At 48.5% G+C, this 15,200-nt stretch carries 13 protein-coding genes and 1 other annotated feature; of the genes, 6 read left to right on the top strand and 7 right to left on the bottom strand.

Annotation, left to right across the window (positions count from 1 at the left end; genetic code table 11):
* Window positions 1-24: 24 nt before the first annotated feature.
* Window positions 25-1,272 (top strand): lysine N(6)-hydroxylase/L-ornithine N(5)-oxygenase family protein, encoded by a 1,248-nt coding sequence (locus ACP26N_RS05655; protein ID WP_426354990.1) that lies wholly within the window; start codon window positions 25-27, stop codon window positions 1,270-1,272.
* 61 nt (window positions 1,273-1,333) lie between these two features.
* On the opposite strand, the gene ACP26N_RS05650 is transcribed toward ACP26N_RS05655, so the two are convergent.
* Window positions 1,334-2,194, bottom strand: a complete 861-nt coding sequence (locus ACP26N_RS05650) for a DUF4003 family protein (protein ID WP_131973108.1) — start codon at window positions 2,192-2,194, stop codon at window positions 1,334-1,336.
* Between the two features lie 130 nt (window positions 2,195-2,324).
* Window positions 2,325-4,037, bottom strand: coding sequence for an ABC transporter ATP-binding protein (locus ACP26N_RS05645; RefSeq protein WP_131973109.1), 1,713 nt, complete (start codon window positions 4,035-4,037; stop codon window positions 2,325-2,327).
* 215 nt (window positions 4,038-4,252) lie between these two features.
* Here ACP26N_RS05645 and ACP26N_RS05640 point away from each other — a divergent pair, with 215 nt between their 5' ends.
* Window positions 4,253-5,686 (top strand): SH3 domain-containing protein, encoded by a 1,434-nt coding sequence (locus ACP26N_RS05640; RefSeq protein ID WP_131973110.1) that lies wholly within the window; start codon window positions 4,253-4,255, stop codon window positions 5,684-5,686.
* Between the two features lie 44 nt (window positions 5,687-5,730).
* Here the strand turns inward: ACP26N_RS05640 and ACP26N_RS05635 are convergent, their stop codons facing one another.
* Entirely contained in the window at window positions 5,731-6,918 is a 1,188-nt protein-coding gene (locus tag ACP26N_RS05635) for a helix-turn-helix domain-containing protein (RefSeq protein ID WP_131973111.1), read from the bottom strand.
* A gap of 121 nt (window positions 6,919-7,039) precedes the next feature.
* On the opposite strand from ACP26N_RS05635, the gene ACP26N_RS05630 reads away from it, so the two are divergent.
* A complete protein-coding gene (locus tag ACP26N_RS05630) occupies window positions 7,040-8,311 on the top strand; it encodes an MFS transporter (protein WP_131973112.1) in 1,272 nt (423 codons plus the stop codon).
* Window positions 8,312-8,334: 23 nt separating this feature from the next.
* On the opposite strand, the gene ACP26N_RS05625 is transcribed toward ACP26N_RS05630, so the two are convergent.
* The gene (locus ACP26N_RS05625) at window positions 8,335-9,348 is read right to left on the bottom strand and encodes an LLM class flavin-dependent oxidoreductase (RefSeq protein ID WP_131973113.1); all 1,014 of its coding nucleotides are present in this window, start codon (window positions 9,346-9,348) and stop codon (window positions 8,335-8,337) included.
* A 162-nt stretch (window positions 9,349-9,510) separates the two neighbouring features.
* Here ACP26N_RS05625 and ACP26N_RS05620 point away from each other — a divergent pair, with 162 nt between their 5' ends.
* From ACP26N_RS05620 to ACP26N_RS05610, 3 genes are all read left to right on the top strand, one after another.
* On the top strand, window positions 9,511-9,999 hold the full coding sequence (locus tag ACP26N_RS05620) for a pyridoxamine 5'-phosphate oxidase family protein (protein WP_131502998.1): 489 nt from the start codon (window positions 9,511-9,513) through the stop codon (window positions 9,997-9,999).
* Window positions 10,000-10,125: 126 nt separating this feature from the next.
* Window positions 10,126-11,097, top strand: a complete 972-nt coding sequence (locus ACP26N_RS05615) for a cation diffusion facilitator family transporter (protein ID WP_131502999.1) — start codon at window positions 10,126-10,128, stop codon at window positions 11,095-11,097.
* A complete protein-coding gene (locus ACP26N_RS05610; RefSeq protein WP_131973114.1) occupies window positions 11,094-11,381 on the top strand; it encodes an MGMT family protein in 288 nt (95 codons plus the stop codon). Before ACP26N_RS05615 ends, ACP26N_RS05610 begins: the two co-directional genes overlap by 4 nt.
* A 43-nt stretch (window positions 11,382-11,424) precedes the next feature.
* On the opposite strand, the gene ACP26N_RS05605 is transcribed toward ACP26N_RS05610, so the two are convergent.
* From ACP26N_RS05605 to ACP26N_RS05595, 3 genes are all read right to left on the bottom strand, one after another.
* The gene (locus tag ACP26N_RS05605) at window positions 11,425-11,937 is read right to left on the bottom strand and encodes a hypothetical protein (RefSeq protein WP_426354987.1); all 513 of its coding nucleotides are present in this window, start codon (window positions 11,935-11,937) and stop codon (window positions 11,425-11,427) included.
* 79 nt (window positions 11,938-12,016) lie between these two features.
* Window positions 12,017-13,663 (bottom strand): aromatic amino acid hydroxylase, encoded by a 1,647-nt coding sequence (locus ACP26N_RS05600; protein ID WP_426354986.1) that lies wholly within the window; start codon window positions 13,661-13,663, stop codon window positions 12,017-12,019.
* 59 nt (window positions 13,664-13,722) lie between these two features.
* Window positions 13,723-13,926: a binding site (T-box leader), on the bottom strand.
* 72 nt (window positions 13,927-13,998) lie between these two features.
* The gene (locus ACP26N_RS05595; RefSeq protein WP_114596212.1) at window positions 13,999-15,144 is read right to left on the bottom strand and encodes an FUSC family protein; all 1,146 of its coding nucleotides are present in this window, start codon (window positions 15,142-15,144) and stop codon (window positions 13,999-14,001) included.
* Between the last annotated feature and the right edge of the window lie 56 nt (window positions 15,145-15,200).

The raw sequence follows: 15,200 nt of genomic DNA, 5'->3' as shown, positions 1-15,200 counted from the left end.
AATATCGATTGGGAGGCTTTTTTTATGTATGATTTGATTGGCGTAGGTATCGGACCGATGAATTTAGGCTTAAGTGCCCTGGCTCATCCGACACCTTTACGGACATTATTTTTTGATGAAAGCGAACAATTTTCCTGGCATCCCGGGATGATGATTAAGGATTCAATGATGCAGACGAGCTTCATTTCCGATCTCGTCACACTGGCTGATCCGACCAGTCCTTTTACGTATCTCAACTACTTACGATCCATCAACCGGTTGCATACGTTTTATTTTTATGAAAAACTACTTATTTCCCGACAAGAATATAATGCGTACTTGAAATGGGTTTCAACGCAGCTCGATGATTTACATTTTTCGACCCGTGTCATCGACATCCAGGATACAGGTGACAGTTACGAAGTATTGGTGGAAGAAGTCACCACCGGGAAACGGACGACTTATGAAACACGCAACGTCGTGCTTGGAACCGGTTCAAAACCGTCGATTCCGGAGAGCTTCGATAAAGGTGTCATTCATAACACCCAATACGTCATGGAAAAAGAGACCATCCTGCAACAGGATAAAGTAAGTATCGTCGGTTCCGGTCAAAGTGCCGCCGAAATCTTCCTTGATCTGTTAACGAGTGACCGGAAAAAGACATTCGAACTCGAATGGATTTCCCGCTCGACGATTTTTGAAACGCTCGAAACCGGTAAACTGGGTGAAGAAATCTTCTCTCCGAGTTACGTCCGTTATTTCAACAGTCTGCCGTTAGCTGTCAGACAAGAGGCCGTCACAAAATTCGCTCGGTCGCAAAACGGGATTAGCCCGGAAACGTTGCAAGCTATCTATGAACATTTGTATGATCTATCAAATGAAGAACAGAATCGCGTAAAGATCCGTGCCAATCTGGAAGTCGATCAGATTTCGTACGAGAACGACTTTACCATCACGATGCGGCATACCGAACTGAATGACCAACGGACTTCAACAACCGGTGCCGTCGTCGCTGCGACCGGCTTCGTCCCGTCTCTCCCCCGCTTCATCAACCGACTCGAGATCGAGTTTGAAGGGGAACAAGCGTGGAAGGTCGATGCCAACTACCGGATCAGCCGAAGCGTTTCGGCGAATCATCACTTGTATGCGACAACGAACCTCGAACTGTCACACGGTCCGGCAGCCGATAACCTCGGCATGTCCGTTTCGCGCAATCAACTCATCTTAAATGATGTCGCCGGCAAAGAATTGTATCCGGTGGAACAACATGCCACCTTCACGACGTTTGATTAATCAGCAGACACACCAAAGGATCCTCGGTTGATTTTCCGAGGATCCTTTTGGGCTGTTATTTTCATGGTTTTTTCGTCAGTTCCAGCGTCGCTAAAATCAGTAAGGCCGATTGCAGACGACTTTTGCCGCTTTTCGCGAGCAACAGATGAAACGCAATCAACCAGTTGACCTCATCTGAAAAGCGATTGCGGGACCGCTCCCGGTCGACGACACGCGTCACATAAATCATATCAACCCGTTCGGTCGTCTCAAGTAACGCCAGTAACGGAAAAATCCGATCCCAAATCCGGAGCTCCCGTTCTTCCATCATTTCGCACCAGACCTGAATCCGTTTTTTTTGACTGTCAATTGCGTCGGATGCAGCTAAAATCTGAGCTGTCATCAAACGTTCGCTTGAAGGGTTCATCCATCGCTCCAGCCATTTTTCGGCCTGTTCGACGGTTTCAACGAAAGAGTCAGGTAATTGCCCTGTCTCCATCAGCGTCGAAGTCACCACATATTGTTTTGCCAGATTGAGGACGGGACGTGTCTGTCGCAGTTGTTCCACGATCGGAAAGGCGTCGATTCCCTGCTCACGGTTTAAGACTTCACCAAGTGCAAAGAACGGTCGGACTGCCTTTTCTTTAATGAAGCGTCGTTTGATGTGTCGCTCCGCCTCGATGACCCGTTCGAGCAATCGCTCCGGTTCAGGACTGTTTAACTGGATATGTGAGATCAAGAGCGGCGTATACCGGCTGCGTAAGGCTGAAAACCGGGTCGTCTTTTGTTTGACGATCTGCATCATCCGATCAAACGCGGTTTTGTCAAAGACTGTATCATGAATCGTATAAGATAAGGCAAAAAAACGGTGGAAATCATGTGAAGATTCCCCGTGTAACGTCGAATAGGTCTCATCATAGTTTTCGCAAAACAAACCATACATCTTCCCATCCTCCCTTCCCTTATATGTTCCCGGTTCTTGTGAAATCATTCCGCCTTTCTTCCACGATAATGAAAAAGACGACAAAACCGGAAGCCATGATCATCCTGATGATGAGTTGACTTCCGGTTTTTCAGACGCGTTGCCGGTCAAGGAGTCGTGAGAAATATCCTCCGTTTTCGACCAATTCTTCATGTGTCCCGTCTTCGACGATTCCATCTTTCGTCACGACCAGGATGCGGTCTGCTTGACGAATCGTCGCCAGGCGGTGCGCGATGATCAGCGTCGTCCGATTTTTAGATAATTCAGCAAGTGACTCCTGGATAATGGCTTCCGTCTCGGTATCAAGAGCTGACGTCGCCTCATCAAGAATCAGGATTGGCGGATTTTTCAAGAACATCCGTGCAATCGCCAGCCGTTGTTTTTGCCCGCCGGACAGCTTCAACCCCCGCTCACCAATCTCGGTATCGTATCCATCCGGTAAATCGGCAATCATCTGTCCAAGATGCGCCCGTTCTGCCGCCTGGATGATGTCCGTCCGGCTTGCCGTCAAATCCCCGTAGGCGATATTGTCAGCAATCGTCCCCGAAAACAGGAAGACATCCTGTTGAACGATTCCGATTTGTTGCCGCAACGACGACTTCGTCATCTGGCGGATGTCGATTCCGTCAATCGTAATCGCACCGTCCGTGACATCATAAAACCGCGGAATTAACGAACAGATCGTTGTTTTCCCCGCACCCGACGTCCCGACGAAGGCAATCGTCTGTCCCGGTTCGATGGACAGGCTGATGTCTTTTAAAATCAACCGTTCGGCTTCATAACCGAAGCTGACGTCATCAAACCGAATCGCCCCGCGTAATGCCGACACATGAATGGCATCCGGTGCATCCTTCAGTTCTTCGTCATGATCAATCATCTCGAGAAAACGTTTGAAGCCGGCCATCCCTTTCGGATAAAGTTCCAAAAGTGCCGTAATTTTATCAATCGGTTTCAGCAGGATATTCATATAAAGAATGAATCCAACGAGTTCCCCGTAAGTGAGTTTCTCTGTATAGCTGAGATAGGCACCGACGACGAGGACAGCAAGCGTCATCAGACGTGTCGTCAGATAAATGCCGGATAAACTTGTACTCATCACTTTATAGGCATTGATCTTTGATTGCCGGAACGTCGCATTATCTTTTTCGAACCGTGCGACCTCATGGGCTTCATTCGTAAACGATTGAACGACACGGATTCCGGACACACTGTCCTCAACCCGCGAATTGACTTCGGCAATGTTACCGTACATCCGGTCCCATGACCGGTTCATCCGGACATTGGCATAACTGATCAGCCAGATTAGGAACGGTACGGCAATGATCGTGACGAGTGCGAGAGGCACATTGATCGTCATCATGATCGAAAAGGCACCGAGCAGTGTCATGACGGCAATGAAAGCATCTTCCGGACCATGGTGAGCCAGTTCACCGATATCAAACAAATCGTTCGTAATCCGGCTCATGATATGCCCCGTTTTGGTGTTGTCAAAAAAACGGAATGATTGCTTTTGGACGTGACCAAACAATTGCCGCCGCATATCCGTCTCGATGTTGATGCCGAGCTTATGCCCGAAGTAGTTGACGACGAACTGCATCAGCGTACTGATGACATACAAGCCGAGCAATCCGACACTAACTAAAATAATCCAGTTCAACTCTCCATCTGGTAGCAATGAGTCGATGAACCATTTGACAGCAAGCGGAAAAGCCAGCTCGAGCAGGCCAACGAATAAGGCGGACGAAAAATCAAGCCAAAACAATCGTTTGTGCGGTATGTAATACTGATAAAATCGTTTTAACATGTGAGTCCTCCTTTCAAATTATCTTTAGTGTACAGGATTACTGAAAATAATTCTCGTTTACAAACCGTCGTTCTTTTTTTGAAAACGAATCGAATTTCTTTCTCAAAAAATATATTTTAAAATCAGGTGAATTCCCGGCTTCTTATGACAAAATGGTAACAACGATTCGATCCATGATCGAACTAGATTCATCATTTGGAAGGGAGCCACACTACGTGAAAAAGACTTTTCTCACTTTGACGACACTTGCGCTGATCAGTTCAGCCACTGGCGTCGAAGCCGCATCAACGACACTCATCTTGACAGACAACGTCAATATCCGGACTGCTGCCACTACTTCCGCTCCTGTCATTACGACTCTCAAAAAAGGAACGACGGTCACCGCAGTCAAGAAGACCGGTTCCTGGTACGAGATTCGTCATCAATCCAAAAAAGCCTTTATCACTGCCGCTTACGTCAAAACCATTCCAGCAAAAGCACCGACAACCACGACCTACATAACGAACACCTCATCCGTCAACGTGCGCGAGAAAGCAACGACCACTTCGAAATCGCTTGGTAAACTTGCGAAGAATGTCAGTCTTTCCGTTAAAAAGAAAACCGGTGAATGGTACGAAATCAATTACAAAAATAAGTCCGCTTATGTCCATACGACACTCGTCACAGCTAAAACATCGACAGTGACGACAGGATCAAAACCTCCGGTCACGAAGCCGGTGACACCGCCTGTTTCCACTGCCGTCAAAGCAGTCGATTCGTCCAAACAATATGAAGTCAATGCAAAAGAAGGGTTAAATGCCCGTCTGTCAGCGTCAACGACCGCTAAAATTTACAAGACGTTAGCACATAAAACCGTTTTAAAAGTAACTGGATCGCTTGATAAATGGTATCAAATCCAGCTCGATGGAAAAGATCTGTATGTCGCTTCGAGTTATGTTTCAGCGACGGCCAAGGAGACACCACCGCCTACACCGGGTGTCTCGGTCACACCGGTCGATCAATCGAAGACGTATAAAGTGGATGCGCCGACCGGCTTAAATGTCCGGACGGCTCCAAGTACAACTTCGACGGTCTTTACGCAACTCGCACACGGATCAACTGTTCAAGTCTCCGGTGAAACGACGGGAGCATCTGCCGGCTGGTACCAGATTAAAATCGGCACTGCGTATTACTACGTCGCCAAAACTTACATTACGACAGGATCCGTCACGGCTCCTGTGACACCACCGGTCACGCCGCCAACGACGACAATTCCAGCGTCCGGCATCATGGAAAAAGCCATCTCCATCGGACAACAATATCTCGGTACTCCGTACGTTTGGGGTTCAAGCAGTCCCGTTAACGGTGGTTTTGATTGCTCCGGTTTCATCAACTATGCGTTGAATACGGCCGGCTACAAAGTGGCCCGGACCAATGTCAACGGTTACTGGAACAACGACGGCTACCTTGGTCAAAAGTTATCGAAATTACGCCAACCGGTCCGCGGCGATATCATTTTCTTCGAAAATACGTATGCAGCCGGTCCGACTCACATTGGCATCATGTTGAACAACGATCAGTTCATTCATGCCAATACACCGTCACTCGGGATCAGTCGCCTGTCTGAAAAATACTGGACACAAAAGTTACTTGGTTTTAAAGCACTTTAATCCAACAGGACCAATCGGGATGATACCCGGTTGGTCCTTTTTTTTTACGTTAATGCTGTCAAGGTTTGTTCAATTTTTTGTTTGAAATGACCGGGTGACAGTTGTGTTGTCAATTCTTCTACTTCTGCTTGACGGTCCAGTCCAACTCCGGCCCGCATGGCAAACGCGAGCGCATATAACATCATCGCATGATCGTACTCACCACCAGCCCGCCATAAGTGTGCATTCCTCCAAATTTTAGAAACGGCGCTTTGCAGGTCAAATGTGAGTTCCTCTTTTGAATCATTCCACAAACAAAGGTAGACTTCGAAATACCCGATGTAATGAAGGCAGGCTTCAATCTCGACTTCGATCAGCCGTTCCCGTGCCTCACGAATTCCGGCGTAATCCTTCTGGTGGACCGCGATGGATCCTTTTGTCAGGTCGACAAGGATTTGATCAAACGCTGTCGCTTCCGTAAATAAAAAGAAGTGCCGCAATTTTTCGAGTTCAAATTCTGCTGCTTCATAGTCCTCTTCTAAGCTTAAAAATAAGGCGAGGAGCCGGTGGTAGTTCCTGACATCACTGTAGACGCCCTTTTCCCGCATATAGCTGATCCCTTCCCGTAAGAAAACGATTGACTGACTCCAGTTATCGTTAATCACACTGACACGAATCGCCTGTAACATTTGATAGTCCAAAAACGTTTCGTGCGCGAGCGGGACATCCTGAAAAATCATCATCCCGTCAATCTTTCGGTACGCTTCTTCATAACGGCGCAGGAAAAATAAAAAATAGACTTTTGAAATCTGTACTTTAATCTGTTCATCCCGCAATCCGAGCTGTTTAAATACGTCTTCTGCCAGATCGAAGTAATGTAAGCCTTTTTCCGTATCGGAAAAACGTAAAGCACTTCCATACTCGTAATATATTTGTCCTTGCCAGTAAGAATTGATGGCGGGCTCCAAATACGGTGCGAGCATCATCGCAATCTGTCCCTCTGCATAATAACCGCTTGCGGTCGAATTGATTTTTTCAATCACTTGCTTCATTTCAACGGCGCGCGGATCAATCAATAACTCGTCGATTGAGACATGCAGACGATTGGCAATCGACTGTAAGGCCGGTAAGGACGGTGTCGCCTTTCCGTTTTCGATCATACTGAGCATCGACTTCGTCATGATGCCGTCTGCGACATCAGACTGCGTCATTTTTTTTGCTTTCCGTAAACTTTTAATGCGTTTTCCCAGCATCGTTGTCACCTCAATTTATTAAATAAGTTAAATTAAATTTAACTTTTACATTTACAATATTTCCCTATTCCTCTAGTATAAAGGAAAGTTCAATTTAATTGAACAAAAAGGAGGAATTATGATGTCTAAAAATTTACAAAGGTTATTATTCGGCAAGTTTTGTTCATTGTTCGCCGCCAGTCTGTTTACGTTCGTCGCCGGTCTGACTGTTTTACGGGAAACGTCATCCGGGCTTCAATTCGCACTTGTCTTACTCGCAGGGACACTGCCGCGGATTCTGTTATCTCCCGTTGCCGGCGTTCTGTCTGATCGCTGGAACCGGAAAAAAATCATCGTCACGACCGAGGTATCAAGTGCCTTCATACTTGCCATATTTGCAGGTTACGCGACCTTTTTCCCTGTCCACACGATGCATTACATGATCGTCAGCGCCCTTTTGACTGCTCTTTCAACTTTCCTTTCCGTCACCTTAATGAGTTCGTTGACACGATTGCTTGATGATGCGGAATTACAGCGTGGTAATTCCCTCATTTCAAGTATCAGTTCCCTTTCATCAATTGTTGCTCCGATGCTTGCCGGTTTCCTGTTAGCCTTTGCACCGATTCATCTCTTCACCCTCTTACCGTTAAGCTTGTTTTCCTTCGCCGCACTTTGGAACATGCGGCTGACGTTCCGGGTCATCCCTTTTACCCGTGAAGAAAGTTCGCCTTCACTCTGGACAGACTTTCAATCAGGCTACCGTTATTTGTTCAAACAACGTGTCCTGACGACGCTCATCTTAATGGCCCTTGTTTTGAATTTCTTTTTCATCGCCTTGGAAGTCATCTATCCGATCATTTTACTCGATCATCTCAAATTTACACCCTTCCAGTTCGGAACAATTGAAGCCGCTTTAGGTGCTGGTCTCTTACTTAGTTCACTGATGCTTGCTCTGCCTCGCTTTACGATCAAACGTCCGTTGATGACTTTATTTCAGTCAATCGCTTTAGTCGGTATGCTGTTTCTTTCACCTCTGTTGCCGTTACTCGACATCGTTCCATCGAACTGGACATTTGGTTATTTTCTCATTTTCTCCTTCACGGTAGGGTTCATCATCCTCCGCTCAAACATTCCGATTCAACTGCTCGTTCAACGTCAAACAGACCCTGCATACTTAGGTCGTGTCATGGGTGTCATGGAATCACTCGCGATGGGGATCATTCCGCTCGGTATGTTGTTATTCGGCTTCTTAAGTGATCACGTCTCGCTCACTCTGATACTCGGGATCAGTTCATTCGGTTTACTCGTGACCGTCAGTATCGGATTCTTTCATTTGCGGCATGATGTTCGGGCAGAATGCTCAGAAGAACTCACGTCGCTTGAAACAAAAAAAACGTCCACCTCAGCGAGCTGAGATGAACGTCCTTGATCATTCGTTTAAACCGTTGCTTTGACTGCGTCCATGATCAGACGGAGTGATTGTTGTTTTGCGTCCTTGTCGGCAATCATCGAAGCAATCATCACTTCATCTGTTCCGTACGAATCGGCGAGATTCTGCAACTGACGCGCGACGTCTTCCGGATTTCCGACGATCATCCGTTTCCGGTTTTCGGCAATCCGGAACTGGTCTTGGAACGAGTACTGGTAAGCGGCTGCTTCTTCCGGAGTCGGTGTGCCTGTTGACGAGATACCTTTCTCAAGCAGGAGCAATGACAAATCAAGACTCGAAGCCAATCGTTCCGCTTCTTCCGTTGTCTCCGCACATGTCACGAAAATCGAGACGAGCGTTTGCGGTGTCTCATTGAACGACGTCGCCATGAAGTTATGACGGTAGTAATCCATTACTTCCTGACCGCCCTGTCCGTTGATGAAGTGGGCAAAGGCGAATCCGAATCCGCGTTGCGCCGCATTCAAGGCGCTGCCGCCGCTTGATCCGAGCAACCAGGCTTCCGGTGTCGTATCGACTTCCGGTGTTGCGACGAGTCCTGCAAACCGGTGATCAGCCGGTGCCCCGTCTTTTAAATAATCGACGAGATCATCGAGTTGTGCCCCGTAGTCTGCTCCGCCGAATCGTGGGGACGATCCTTCCTGGAGTGCACGGGTTGCGAGCGGCATACCGCCCGGTGCCCGGCCTAGTCCTAAATCAATCCGGTTTGGTGCCAGTCCTTCGAGGACACGGAAGTTCTCTGCGACTTTGTACGGACTGTAATGTGGTAACATGACGCCCCCTGAACCGAGACGAATCTGTTTCGTGACCGCTGCCATGTAAGCGATTAAGACTTCCGGGCTTGATCCGGCAAGTGTTTTGGCAAAGTGGTGTTCCGATACCCATAATCGTGTATATCCGAGTTCATCGGCAATCTTCGCAAGTTCAACTGTTTCATGTAAAGCTTCTGACGGGGTCTGTCCTTTTGAGACCGGTGATTGGTCTAAAATACTTAATTTCAATATAATCTCTCCTCTGATGTTGACTTCATGTCTAAACTGTACGCCTGTCTGATAATCGAATGCAATTAAACTGCCTGTTTACCCGATGGCGACGTTTTCAATTTGAAATTCAGGGAACATTCTTAAAGTAGCAGCAATTAAAACTTAGAGGATGAGGTGTTTTTCATGTCAACGAACCATACATCAAATCAAGAAGCCGTTGAAACGGTCAAAAAATTAATCGATAAAATCGAAACAGCCATGCTGACGACGATCTCTGATGAAGGTCTTGTCTCACGTCCGATGCAAACTCAGGATATCGAGTTCGATGGCGATCTCTGGTTCCTTACATCAAAAGATACAGGCAAATATAATGAAATTCTTAAAAATCCGAACGTCAACGTCGCCTACGTTGATAAATCTTACGTTTCGATTCGCGGGAAAGCAGAATTCGTCGAAGACGTGGCCCGTAAAAAAGAATTATGGAGCCCGCGTTATGAAGCGTATCTCGGAACGACATATGAAGATCCAAAAGTCGTCTTGATCAAGGTCAACACGGAAGGCGCTGAATATTGGGAAACCGGCAACACAACAAAATCCGTTAAGCAACTGTTGAAAAAAGCAGTCGGCAACGATGACTCGAACGAAATCAACAAAAAAGTAGATTTGACATAAGTCTCTTTTAGACCAAATCGTCTTTCGGCGATTTGGTCTTTTTTTGTTTGAATTGGTTTTATCGGGACCATCTGGTGTAACATACTACTATTAGTAATCAAGTTTATTAGCTAAAGGAGACACATCATGGGAGAATTCATTACATTATTAAAACGGGGCAATCGTTCTGCTTTGACGGCCGGCATCGTCAACTCGGTCATCGCCATCATCAAAGCCGTCGCTTATGTCTTAACCGGCAACGTCGCGATGTTTGCGGAAATGATGCACACGATTGGGGACGCCGCCAACCAATTTTTTGTTTTCATCGGTTCCGCCCTCAGTAAAAAGGCACCGACGAAACGGTTCCCGAACGGGTTTGGCCGTCTCGTCAACCTCGTGTTGCTCGGCGCGATTTTATTCGTCGGCATCATGGCCTACGAAACGATTCATGAAGGAATTGCTCACATCATCCAACCAACCGAATCAACCGGTTTTTGGATTACCTTGTCCGTCTTATTCGTCGGTGTCGTCCTTGAAAGTGGTGTCTTTTATAAAGCGATGCAGGAAATCGCACATGATGCCCGTATCACGACAAAAGGTCCGAAATTGATTCTCGACAGTTTCCGTGCCTTAAAGCAGGCAAAACCGGCGACACGCCTTGTCTTCCTCGAAGATTTAGTCGCAACGGCCGGCGGACTTGTCGCAATGATCGCCGTCATCATCTCGCATCTGACACCGTTTCATCAGGCGGAAGGCATTGCCTCGATCATCATCGGACTGATGATGTTTTATGTCGTCGGCAACGTCTTTTTACAAAATGCAGCCGGCGCCCTCGGAGAAGCAGACGAAACGATGGCAGCACGGCTCGGCGGGCTTATCATGCAAGATGCCGATGTCCGGGACATCAGCAAACTCGAAGTCATCAAGGAAGGCGATCATTTCCATGTCGAAGTCGAGATTGAAGTCGATCCGGCGTTGACGATTGCCCAGGCCGATGACATCAAAGACCGGCTCGAACTGCAAATCCGGCTTCAGCAAGGAATCACTGATGTCACGATTGGATTTGACGAAGATGACAAGATTCAACAATACATCGTCTCGACCAACGAAACCCCTTGATTCCGTTCACACAAGAAGTCGTTGAGGTCATTCGTTCAATTCCGGCAGGACGCGTCATGACGTACGGTCAAATCGCCCGCCTTGCCGGAAATCCGCGGGCTGCCCGACAAGTGGCCCGGATTCTTCACAGCCTCAGCCGGACGGAACAGTTGCCCTGGCACCGCGTCTTGAATGCGAAAGGTGAGATTTCACTCGACGGTGACGAACAGCAACTGGCACTCGAGGCGGAAGGCGTCGTCTTTGAGCATCCCGGGAAACTGTCGTTATCCCGTTATCAGGTCTAACAAAAAGGAAGTAAACCGCATCGATGCGGCTTACTTCCTTTTTTTATGCTTTTTCCTTCATTTGGCGTACTACTTCTGCCTCGAGCTGCGGTTCCGGCGGCAACCAGCCGTCCGGTTTCATGACCTTTTGGTCGGATTCCCGGAAAATCGGCTGACCGTCCGGACCCAGTTTCGCCATGTTTGCCTGTTGGACGATTTCAAACAACGGACCCGGTTCAAGACCTGCTTCAACAAAACTGCCCATGATGAAGTACAGGGCATCCGTCAACGCATCGCCTTGACCGACCAACCGTTCGACTTCCGTCGTCGGGTAGGTTTCCTTCAATGATTTTTGAACCGCCTGATCAAGTCCTGTCTTAAACGTCTCGATGGCTGCCAAAAACTCGGTTTCGTTTTGCGACGACTGGTGGAGAAACTCAACGACTGCTTCTTCCGCTGTCCAGGTCGCCCGTTTGACACCCCGTTCGAGCGGAATCGCTGTCGGCTGTTCAGCACCCGGATGACGGAACGTCTGATGAAATTGTTTGACGTCCTGATAATAATTCGGTTGTTTCATATCGATCACTCCCCTGTTCCGTATCACTTTCACACGGTTTCCATTCTAACAGGTTTCAGGAGATTTCTCGATGCCTGAATTACCGGACAAGATCCAGCAGGCGCATGCCGCGGCTGATCAGCTCGTCCCGTTCGGCCGACGTCTGCTTCAGACGGTCTAAATCCGCGATTAACCGGGGCTGATCGACTTCATCCGCCAGTTCCAGTAATTCAAGACGCAACAACCAGGCATCCGGTAATTGAGTCAACGTCCGGTCAATCAGTTGCGGCAACAGTTGACGATCGGCCCGTCCTTCCCGCATTTCCCGAATGGCTTCAAAAATCGGATCAGCAGCTGTCAACGGACGTTCGATCCGTTCGAATTCGACTGTCTCCGGAATCGGTTTTAACGCTTCGACTTCTGTTCCCGGGAAAGCCGACGTGATGTCTCCGACGACTAACTCCATCCGGTCCATTGCCGTCGTTTGACCGTCGTTCGTTAATTGAGCGTCTTCCAGGACGACGAGTGCCCGGTGACCGTTGACGTTTTGAATCGCTGAAATTTGTCCTGTGGCGTGAACTGCACCTTCTGTCCAGTCCAGCTCTTCCCCGACTTTGACCTGGAGCAAGACTTCGTTCAGCTCCGGTCCGTGAAGGAGTGTAAATCCTTCTGGATGATCAGCCAGCCCTTGACCTGTCATGACTTCACCTTTCGCAGCTAGCGCCGTCGGACCGGTCAGCTTGACGATGTGCAGGGTTTCATGAATTTCCTGTGTTGCCGGTACACCGACGAGCGAGACGCCGCTGTCAAAGACAAGCGTCGAAAGGTTGCCTGACTCGACGGCTTTCGTTAATCCGTGGATGCCGCCGCGGACGTATGACATCGTCTGCGCGAACTCTTCCAGGGCTTCCCGGAGCTGTGCGAATGATTCGCAGACAAACAGTTCTTTTTGCATGCTCGTGACGTCATGTTTCGTCGCCAGTGCTTTCGCAAGTGAAAACGGATGTTTGACGACCGCGTCTGTCAGACAGTGACGGCTTTCACCGACTGATGACAGGAGACCAGCTCCGTAGATTTGCGGATTGTCGAGATCACCGATGAGACCAAACTCAACCGTCCACCAGAACAGACGTGAAATTTCATTCGCTTCCGAGATTCCCGTCACATGGGTCCGGGTTTCAGCAAGGGCGATTTCCGCCTGCTCGATGTCAGCCGGTGTCGAAAACGGACTTTCTTTGACAATCGTCAATTTTTTTAACGCTTTGAAGACGTCGTGCTCCGCTTTATGGTTAAAGGCATGGGCACCGATCTCACCGAACCGGCGAACGAATTCTGCGTACGTCGGATTCATCAGGATTGGTGCATGTCCCGCTGCTTCGTGCAAGATGTCCGGTGCCGGTGTGTAGAGAATGTTATCGACCTTGCGGATATCCGTTGCGATCGGTAACAAGCCGTGTCCTTGGAAATCAAAGAATGCGACGCCCGGTATCAGACCGTCAACGGCGACCGTTCCCCAGCCGCCCCGGCTCAAGTTGGCCGTCATCTCCCGGACATCCGGAATCCGTTCCGGACTGATGCCGGACGCAGCGAGTCCTTCGAGGTATGCCGGATGGGCTGTATCTTGTAACGTCTTTAAATTCAGTCGCATGACGTAACGCCAGACCGCGTGATCCGTCGGCGTGTAATCGTCGTAGTGCTGTGGTGCGACGTGTGGTTGTAAGTGACTTGGAATGATTGGTGTAGACATATGAATTCCCCCTTGAAAGTAGATGAACAACAAAAAGTCCCTGCCGAACAAAGATGTTCGACAGGGACGACAAAAGGCCGCGGTACCACCCTGATAATCTACGTAGACATAGATCGCTTCATTACGGGATAACGGTTTTCTCCGCTTGCATGGCAAGAGACTCGGAAACTGTAATTCGATTCAATCTGTGTACACGTTCGCAGCGCCACGTGCTCTCTGAAACAGGGAGATTGTTTCTACTTCGGTTTCGTCTTCGTCCAACTTCTTTTGTTCTGTTATGCTGTTATACTGTTATGCTGTTAGCAACTAAAGTGCTGTTAAGAAGGACTATACGCTTACTTTTGACTTTCGTCAATCGCTTTTTTTCGTTTAAAGCGGTTAAAGGTTTTATCACGGACTGATTTCTGTTCGATCGACAGCGACGTCACATGGCGACGAAGCGCCCCGTTCAGCCGTTTCTCAAACAATTCCAGTTCCTGAATCCATTCGTTCATCGCAACGACGATCGGCAGGATTTCCATGATGATTTCTTCTTCCAGTTCATCCCGGTCGAGAAACGAGTGTTTGACGAAAGCGATATTTTCTTTGACGAGGTCTTCCATCGCGAGTGGTTCTTCCGTCAGTAACAGATCGTACGTCAGCAAGACTTTTTCCTGACGCTGGGCAATATGCATCAGGTGATAGAACAATTCGCTCCGTAACTCGTCAGCAATCGAATTCAACGCCTTCTCCCGCTCCCGGAACCGTTCAGCGGTCGCAACCCCCCGTTCCAGACACGACTGCATATGTTGCAAAATGATCAAATTCCGCAATAACGAGACGTGCCGTTGCCGGGATCCGCGAATTTCTTCCCGGTGCAGATTAAATAACGTCTTTGTCTCGAGCATCGAACGGCTCATTTTGTCGATCGCTGACCGGTACGGTGTGACTTTCCCTTCAAAGGCAATTGCCCGGGTCACGACAAGCAGCTTCTCGAACAGTTTCGAGGCTTTCTGATAATAGACGTTCCCGTAACGCGGCGGGAAAATCAGCGCATTGACACCGAGGGCACAACCGATCCCGAGCATGACGAGTAAGTAACGGATCAGGACGATTTGCCACAACGGATCCGTCGCCCCTTCAACACTTTCCAGGATGACGATGATCATCAAGACGACGTGGGGAATCGTCCGGCCGAAACCAAATGCCAGTAAAATCGAGATGGCAGCCATGATGACGATTCCGATTGCCAGTGGATTGGCCGGGTTGTCACCTAGAATCCATAACGAGACGAGTGTCAGGAAGGCTCCGATCAGGTTGGCTTCCGCTTCCTCGAGGAATTGTTTCCATGTCTGATACACGGACGGTAATAACGTTGTAGCTGCCGAAATCGCAGGTAGGATCGGGCTTAGATTAAACAGGTTACTGATAATCAGCGCCAAGATGACCGCAAGTCCGGTCTTGATGGTACGTGGTCCGATTTGTAAAGACTGACCGCCCATATACAAACCTCCTTCATAGTGGGGATACGCCCCCTATTCTTGCTCTAATACCCGAA

The sequence above is a fragment of the Exiguobacterium sp. R-39 genome (genome assembly GCF_049942815.1).
In the GTDB taxonomy this organism is placed as follows: domain Bacteria; phylum Bacillota; class Bacilli; order Exiguobacteriales; family Exiguobacteriaceae; genus Exiguobacterium_A.
The sequence above is the reverse complement of the archived record's forward strand: the minus strand, read 5'-3'. Positions and strand labels throughout refer to the sequence as shown.

What these genes read in the sequence shown, in the direction of transcription:
- ACP26N_RS05655 (WP_426354990.1), top strand. Translation starts at nt 25, where the DNA reads ATGTATGATTTGATTGGCGTAGGTATCGGACCGATGAATTTAGGCTTA.
- ACP26N_RS05650 (WP_131973108.1), bottom strand. Translation starts at nt 2,194, where the DNA reads ATGTATGGTTTGTTTTGCGAAAACTATGATGAGACCTATTCGACGTTA.
- ACP26N_RS05645 (WP_131973109.1), bottom strand. Translation starts at nt 4,037, where the DNA reads ATGTTAAAACGATTTTATCAGTATTACATACCGCACAAACGATTGTTT.
- ACP26N_RS05635 (WP_131973111.1), bottom strand. Translation starts at nt 6,918, where the DNA reads ATGCTGGGAAAACGCATTAAAAGTTTACGGAAAGCAAAAAAAATGACG.
- ACP26N_RS05630 (WP_131973112.1), top strand. Translation starts at nt 7,040, where the DNA reads ATGTCTAAAAATTTACAAAGGTTATTATTCGGCAAGTTTTGTTCATTG.
- ACP26N_RS05620 (WP_131502998.1), top strand. Translation starts at nt 9,511, where the DNA reads ATGTCAACGAACCATACATCAAATCAAGAAGCCGTTGAAACGGTCAAA.
- ACP26N_RS05615 (WP_131502999.1), top strand. Translation starts at nt 10,126, where the DNA reads ATGGGAGAATTCATTACATTATTAAAACGGGGCAATCGTTCTGCTTTG.
- ACP26N_RS05605 (WP_426354987.1), bottom strand. Translation starts at nt 11,937, where the DNA reads ATGAAACAACCGAATTATTATCAGGACGTCAAACAATTTCATCAGACG.
- ACP26N_RS05600 (WP_426354986.1), bottom strand. Translation starts at nt 13,663, where the DNA reads ATGTCTACACCAATCATTCCAAGTCACTTACAACCACACGTCGCACCA.
- ACP26N_RS05595 (WP_114596212.1), bottom strand. Translation starts at nt 15,144, where the DNA reads ATGGGCGGTCAGTCTTTACAAATCGGACCACGTACCATCAAGACCGGA.